The sequence below is a fragment of the Pseudomonas sp. 2VD genome, from assembly GCF_005503585.1.
Taxonomy (GTDB): Bacteria; Pseudomonadota; Gammaproteobacteria; order Pseudomonadales; family Pseudomonadaceae; genus Pseudomonas; species Pseudomonas aeruginosa.
The window spans coordinates 1-6,289 of sequence record NZ_SCND01000346.1; the positions used below are offsets into that span (position 1 = coordinate 1).

7 protein-coding genes are annotated in these 6,289 nt (G+C 67.9%); 6 read left to right on the top strand and 1 reads right to left on the bottom strand.

The features are described from left to right. The coding region (locus FFS27_RS26525) for a nitrate/nitrite transporter (RefSeq protein WP_087933171.1) at positions 1-1,225 on the bottom strand (1,225 nt) is incomplete at its 3' end. Between the two features lie 174 nt (positions 1,226-1,399). Here FFS27_RS26525 and narX point away from each other — a divergent pair. The 6 genes from narX to FFS27_RS26555 form a co-directional block, all read left to right on the top strand. After that, positions 1,400-3,268, top strand: coding sequence for a two-component system sensor histidine kinase NarX (gene narX, locus FFS27_RS26530; RefSeq protein ID WP_003092966.1), 1,869 nt, complete (start codon positions 1,400-1,402; stop codon positions 3,266-3,268). Further along, positions 3,265-3,924 carry a two-component system response regulator NarL gene (gene narL / locus FFS27_RS26535; RefSeq protein ID WP_003092968.1) on the top strand — a complete coding sequence of 220 codons (660 nt, stop codon included), beginning with the start codon at positions 3,265-3,267 and terminating at the stop codon, positions 3,922-3,924. The genes narX and narL overlap by 4 nt, the downstream gene beginning before the upstream one ends. Before the next feature lie 84 nt (positions 3,925-4,008). Next, the gene (anvM, locus tag FFS27_RS26540; RefSeq protein WP_003092971.1) at positions 4,009-4,404 is read left to right on the top strand and encodes an anaerobic/virulence modulator AnvM; all 396 of its coding nucleotides are present in this window, start codon (positions 4,009-4,011) and stop codon (positions 4,402-4,404) included. Between the two features lie 160 nt (positions 4,405-4,564). Continuing rightward, complete coding sequence (locus tag FFS27_RS26545) at positions 4,565-5,029, top strand: hypothetical protein (protein ID WP_003092973.1); 465 nt, start codon at positions 4,565-4,567, stop codon at positions 5,027-5,029. 15 nt (positions 5,030-5,044) lie between these two features. After that, positions 5,045-5,794 carry a class I SAM-dependent methyltransferase gene (locus tag FFS27_RS26550; RefSeq protein WP_003137770.1) on the top strand — a complete coding sequence of 250 codons (750 nt, stop codon included), beginning with the start codon at positions 5,045-5,047 and terminating at the stop codon, positions 5,792-5,794. Between the two features lie 86 nt (positions 5,795-5,880). Continuing rightward, positions 5,881-6,289, top strand: a 409-nt coding sequence (locus tag FFS27_RS26555; RefSeq protein WP_137952314.1) for an SDR family NAD(P)-dependent oxidoreductase, incomplete at its 3' end; no start/stop codon positions are given.

A 6,289-nucleotide genomic window follows, 5' to 3' on the forward strand; every position in this document is an offset into this window, starting at 1 on the left:
GCTGCTTAATCGCGTAGTGCATCCAGACCATGCAGACCACGGTCAGGCCGAACAGCAACATGAAGCAGGAGGAGCGCACGCCGATGTGGTCGGCGGCGTAGCCGAACAGGATCGGCAGGCAGAAGCCGCCGAGGCCGCCGATCACCCCGACCATGCCGCCGACGGTGCCCATGTTGCTCGGGTAGTAGTCGTGGATGATCCGGTACACGCTGGCCTTGCCGAAGCCCTGGGCGATGCCGACGACGAACACCAGGAAGGTGAACAGCCAGACGTTCAGGCCGATGCCCAGGCTGAGGTCGCCCTGGATGCCGTGGATGGTCATGGTGGTCTGCGGGTAGGAGAGGAAGAACAGGCACACCAGGCAGACCCAGAACACGCCCCAATTCACCGAGCGCGCGCCGTAGTGGTCGCTGAACCAGCCACCGAGGGCGCGGATCAGGCCGGACGGCAGGGTGAACAGCATGGTGATGAAGGACGCGGTCTTCAGGTCCAGGCCGTATTCGGCGATGTAGTACTTCGGCAGCCACAGGGCCAGGGCGACGAAGCCGCCGAAGACGAAGAAGTAGTACAGGCCGAAGCGCCAGACGCGCAGCTCGGCGAGCGGCGCCAGTTGCTTGGCCAGGGTCGGCCGCTGGCTGGCCTCGGCGGCACCCTTGAGGTGCGCCGGATCGGTCCAGGTGAACAGCCAGAACAGCACGGCGGTGACCAGCATGGCCACCGAGTAGACCTGCGGCACCATGCGCCAGCCGAAGGCGACCACGATCATCGGCGCCACCAGGTTGGTGATCGCCGCGCCGGCGTTGCCGGCGCCGAAGATGCCCATCGCGGTGCCCTGGCGCTCCTTCTCGAACCAGGCCGAGGTGTAGGCGATGCCGACCGCGAAGGAGCCGCCGGCCAGGCCGACGAACAGGCCGAGCACCAGGTAGTGCCAGTACTGGCTGGCGAAGGCCAGGCCGTAGATCGGGATGGCCACCAGCAGCATGTGGATGAAGAACACGATGCGGCCGCCGAAGCGGTCGGTGATCAGGCCCAGCGGCAGGCGCACCAGGGAGCCGGTGAGGATCGGCAGGGCGACCATCAGGCCGAACTGGGATTCGCTCAGGCCGAGCTCGTCCTTGATGCGGATGCCGATGATCGAAAACATCGTCCACACGGCGAAATTCACCGCGAAGGACAAGGTACTCATGCCGAGGACGGAGTACTGTTTCTGACGTAGGGAAGCCATGGCTAAACTCTCTGCACGGACAGCGTTCAGCGAGAGCCTAGGGAAGGTGTTCCTATGCAAATTTGATAGGAATCAATGAAATACCGGCCGTTCCGTGCCTAGATGCGCGCCCCTACCTCGAAAGAGGTATGGTCTGAATTATTGCGCAACCCACTGTTTTAAAAGGCTTTTCACATGAACAAGGCGACCGCGCCGGACGCTGACCAGCGGGACAGATTCTTTGGAGGTAGTGACAGGGCCGGAAAGCCGATCCTGCGCCGCTCCCTGGTAGTCCGCTTCGGCTGCTACCTCACCCTGCTGGTATCGCTGGCGCTGATCGGGATGTTCAGCGCCCTGCTCTTCGCCGACTACACGCACCAGGACGCCGCGGTGATCAACCACGCCGGCTCGTTGCGCATGCTCACCTACCGGGTCGCCCTGGAGCCCAGCCTGGAAGGCCGCCAGGCGCTGCTCGGGACCCTCGGCGAACGCCTCGACAGCGGCGACATCCGCCGCCTGCTGCAACGCCAGGATGCCGACGACCCGATCCGCCAGCTGCACCAGGAGCTGCGCGAGGGCCTCGCGCGCCTGGACCCGCGCGCGCTGCCCGGACGCGCCGTGCTGGACGCCTACGTCGGCGACATCGACCGTTTCGTCGGCATCCTCCAGGCCAAGGCCGAGCGCCGCTCGCAACTGCTCAGCACGGTGCAGGGCCTGTGCCTGTTCCTCAGCCTGCTGGTGGTGTTCGTCACCCTCTACGACCTCAGCTACCACGTCATCGGCCCGCTGCGCGAACTCACCAGCACCGCCCGCCGCCTGGGCCGCGGCGAGCTGGACGCGCGGGTCACCTACAGCGGCGAGGACGAACTGGCGCAACTGGGCGAGCGCTTCAACCAGATGGCCGGCGAGCTGAAGAGCATCTACGGCGACCTGGAAGAGCGCGTGGAGGACAAGACCCGCGCCCTCTCGCAGAGCCACCAGCGCCTCGAACTGCTCTACGCCAGCGCCCGCCGGCTGGGCGAGAACCCCTACGACAGCCGCACCCTGCAACCGCTGCTGAACCAGTTGGAGAAAGTGCTAGACGCCGGCCGCGTGACCCTCTGCCTGAACAAGGACGGGGTCGAGCGCGCCTACAGTTCGCTGACCACCACCGAGCGCCCGGCGGACTTCTGCCTGCAGGGTGACTGCGGTAGCTGCCGCGAGCAGGCCAGCGCCTGCGACCAACCCTCGTCCCTGGCCCAGCCATTGCTGATGCAGCCCCTGTCCATCGCCGGCCACCGTTTCGGCGAACTGTTCATCGAAAGCCGCAGCGGCCGCCTGGAGAACTGGCAGCAGCAACTGATCGAGACCTTCTGCGACAACATCGCCCGCACCTTCGCCCTGTCCCTGCAACAGGAACAGGAAAGCCGCCTGGCCCTGTTCGCCGAGCGCGGCACCATCGCCCGTGAACTGCACGACTCGCTGGCACAGTCGCTGTCCTACCTGAAGATCCAGGTCAGCCGCCTGGGCACCCTGCTCAAGCGCGAGGCGCCGGCGGAGAAGATCGAGGACACCCTCGACGAACTGCGCGAAGGCCTCAACGGCGCCTACCGGCAACTGCGCGAACTGCTCACCACCTTCCGCCTCAGCCTCGACGAGCCGAGCCTGGAAGCCGCGCTGGGGAACGCCGTGGCCGAGTTCGGCGAGCGCGGCGAGGTGGCGATCGAACTGGACAACCGCCTGCAACACGTGCCGCTGAGCCCCAACGAGGAAATCCACGTCCTGCAGATCGTCCGCGAGGCGCTCTCCAACGTGGTTCGCCATTCGCAGGCGCAACGGGCCTGGGTGCGCCTGAGCAGCCAGGCCGACGGCCAGGTGAGCATCGCCGTAGAGGACGATGGCGTCGGCTTTGATCCGCAGCAGAACCGCAGCGGCCACTATGGGCTTACCATCATGCAGGAGCGCGGCCAGACCCTCGGCAGCCAGTTACGCTTCGAAGCGCGCGCGCCCCACGGCACGCGAGTGCTCTTCAGCTTCGTGCCGACCGCCCTGCAACCCTCCGCCGCCAAGGAGCCGACCCCATGACGGACATGCCAGCCACCGCCGACGAACCGGTTCGCCTGCTGCTGGTGGACGACCATCCGATGATGCGCAAGGGCGTCGCCCAGTTGCTCGAACTGGAAGACGACCTCAGCGTGGTCGGCGAGGCCGGCAGCGGCGAGGAGGCCCTGCGCCTGGCCGCCGAGCTGGACCCGGACATGATCCTGCTGGACCTGAACATGAAGGGCATGAACGGCCTGGACACCCTGCGCGCGTTGCGCGAGGCCGGAGTCGACGCGCGCATCGTGGTGTTCACCGTGTCCGACGACAAGGGCGACGTGGTCAACGTCCTGCGCGCCGGCGCCGACGGCTACCTGCTCAAGGACATGGAGCCGGAGCGCCTGCTTGAGCACATCCGCCAGGCCGCCACCGGACAGATGACCCTCAGCCCGCAGCTGACCCAGATCCTCGCCCAGGCCCTGCGGGGCGACGACCGCTCGAAGAGCCTCGACGAGCTGACCGAGCGCGAACGGCAGATCCTCCGCCAGATCGCCCACGGCTACAGCAACAAGATGATCGCGCGAAAGCTGGACATCACCGAAGGCACGGTGAAGGTCCATGTCAAGCGGGTGCTGCACAAGCTCGGCATGCGTTCGCGGGTCGAGGCCGCGGTGTGGGCGGTGGAGAACGACCTGGTGTAAGCCGCGCGCGGGCTTGATTCCGGTCAAGAAATCCACAGCGGCGCTGCGTCGATACTGGCGGCTTCCTTCCACGAGGCGCCCGTCATGATGTTCGAACGCAGCCCCGACGATCCCCTTCCCCTGGTCTACGCCTGCTCCGGCTGCTCCAACGTGGCGCAACTGGCCAACGATCTCGCACTGCGCCTGGATCGCGCCCGGCTGGCGGAGATGTCCTGCATCGCCGGAGTCGGCGGCGACGTCCCGCTGCTGGTCCGCCGGGCCCGCTCCGGGCGACCGATCCTAGCCCTCGACGGATGCCCGCTGCATTGCGTGAAAGGCTGCCTGGCGCGCCACGAGGTAGTCCCGACCCTGCACCTGACCCTCAGCGAACACGGCCTGAAGAAGCGCTACGGCGAGGACTGCGAGGCGCAGGACGCCGAGCGCCTGTTCGTCGAGCTGGAGCGTCTGCTGACGCCGGGCGGCAAGCGCCGCTGCGAATGACGGCGAGGCCGGGGGCGGCGGCTATCCCCAGCCTGCCGCCCGCCTTTCGGCCTCCCTCGCGCATATCGCGGCTCCTCCGCCGCGTAAGCGTGCCCGTACCGCCTGCGATACGCAGCAGTGCGCTAGGATGTCCCCTCGGCTTCGAAGAAAGGACATTTCAATGCTGATCGGTGCGCTGCTGGTTCTCACCTGGGTCATCCTCCTCGTCCGATACCCGGCCAAGGCCCTGCCGGTCTCCCTGGCGGCTCTCGCCGGGCTGGGCCTGGTGGCGGCCTGGGTGATCTGGCAGGACAACGACGAAAGCCGCCACCTGCAACGCCAGGAACTGCGCCTGAGCTATGCGCCGGAACGCTGTCCGGTGGACCGGCCGCTGGCGGTCGAGCTGAAGAACGGCAGCGACCGTCCGTTGCTGGAGCTACGCTGGAGGATCGCCGCCTACCGCCCCGGCGACAGCGTCAACCTGGCCGACACCAGCTTCGACAGCCCGCGCTACCGGGCGCCGAACGCCCTGCTCGGCGGCGACAGCTGGCACGACTGCCTGCCGCTGCCGCCGCTGCGTCCGGGCTATCGCGCCAGCACCCTGGAATTCCGCGCCGAACGCCTGGACGGGCGTTTCGGCAACTGACCGAGGGAGGACCCGATGGAAACCCGCCGTCTGTTCGACCAGGGCTCCGCTGCCTACGCCAGCGCCCGCCCGCGTTATCCCGATGCGCTCTACCGCCATCTCGCCGGGCTCTGCGGCCAGCGCCGGCGCGCCTGGGACTGCGCCACCGGTACCGGCCAGGCCGCGCTCGGCCTGGCGCAGCACTTCGGCGAAGTCCTCGCCAGCGACACCAGCGCGCAGCAGATCGAACACGCCGTTATCCATCCGGGTATCCGCTATAGCGTGCAGGACGCCGAAGCCACCGACTATCCCGACGCCGCCTTCGACCTGGTCTGCGTAGCCCAGGCCTGGCACTGGTTCGACCACTCGCGCTTCAACCGCGAGCTGCTGCGCGTGCTGCGTCCCGGCGGTGTGTTCGCCGCCTGGGGCTACGGCTGGTTCAGCATCGACGCGCAGATCGATGCCGCCATCGACGAGGAATACCTGCGCCCGATCGGCCCGTACTGGGCGCAACAGAACCGCCTGCTGTGGAACGCCTACCGGGATGTCGAGCTGCCGCTGGGCGAACTCCCCGCGCCGGCCTTCGTCATCGAGCAACAATGGAGCCTGGCCCGGTTGTTCGACTACATGGCCACCTGGTCGGCCAGCCGCCTGTGCCGCGAGGCGCAGGGCAACGCTTTCGTGCGCCAGGCCCTGCAACGGGTCGCCGCGCTCTGGGGCGAGCCGACCTCGACACGCAGGGTTCGCATGCCGCTGGCGCTGCGGATCGCGCGCAAGGACGCCTGACCGAGCCTTCGGGCGGTTTTCCGCGGCCGGCGAATCCAGTACGGTAGGCCGCCCTCCTTCCAACTCCCAGCCAAGGAACGCCGCCCATGAGCCAACCCGTCGCCTTCGTCACCGGCTGCTCCAGCGGCATCGGCCGCGCCCTGGCCGACGCCTTCCAGCGCGCCGGCTACCGGGTCTGGGCCAGCGCGCGCAAGGAGGACGACGTGCGTGCCCTGGCCGAGGCCGGCTTCCAGGCGGTGCAACTGGACGTCAACGACGCCGCCGCGCTGGCCCGTCTGGCCGAGGAACTGGAAGTCGAAGCCGCCGGCCTCGACGTGCTGGTCAACAACGCCGGCTACGGCGCCATGGGTCCGCTGCTGGACGGCGGCGTCGAAGCCATGCGCCGGCAGTTCGAGACCAACGTGTTCGCCGTGGTCGGCGTGACCCGCGCGCTGTTCCCGCTACTGAGGCGCAAGTCCGGCCTGGTGGTGAACGTCGGCAGCGTCTCCGGCGTGC